This is a genomic window from Pedobacter fastidiosus (assembly GCF_014306625.1).
Taxonomy (GTDB): domain Bacteria; phylum Bacteroidota; class Bacteroidia; order Sphingobacteriales; family Sphingobacteriaceae; genus Pedobacter; species Pedobacter fastidiosus.
In genome coordinates this window covers 1-511 of the sequence record NZ_JACRYL010000065.1, presented here as the reverse complement: position 1 = coordinate 511, position 511 = coordinate 1, and the positions used below count along the sequence as shown (strand labels likewise).

Sequence of the window (511 nt, the reverse complement as noted above, 5' to 3'; positions counted from 1 at the left end):
TTTTTGGTTAAGTTTGTATGATGTTAAAGGAATTGAACAAAAGAGTGATCGTTGTGCACTGGAAAAGATTTGCCAGTACGGACATCGACGTATTTTCAAGTCTGAAGGGATTCTGTGACAGCTATCCTGCATATAACTACCATACGCTGAACAACTATCTTTCCAAAAAGAAGATTCCATTCGAGAACGATGAAATCAGGATTGAAAGACAATCTCTTATACAAAAGGTAAGAAGGACTGATCTTCCCAGGGTATTGTTCTGGGATCTTGATTTTGATAAACTGGACTGGAACAGAAATTATAGAACCATTATGGAACGGGTGCTTGATAAAGGCAGCCCCAAGGATTGGGAGGAAATGATCAGGTTTTATGGAAGGGAAAAAGTTATAAATGCCCTTAAAAATGATATTACCTATCTATCAGATATAACTATGGATGCCGTTTGCGAATATTTTCAGTTGAGCAAAGAAAAACTCAGATGTTACACAAAGAAACAGTTAAACCAGGGACA

Annotated in this window: 1 protein-coding gene; it reads left to right on the top strand. The window is 37.2% G+C overall.

The genetic code is table 11. The annotated features are described in order from the left end of the window. Positions 1–17: 17 nt before the first annotated feature. Positions 18–511, top strand: a 494-nt coding sequence (locus tag H7U22_RS22790) for a DUF6922 domain-containing protein (RefSeq protein WP_187073639.1), incomplete at its 3' end; no start/stop codon positions are given.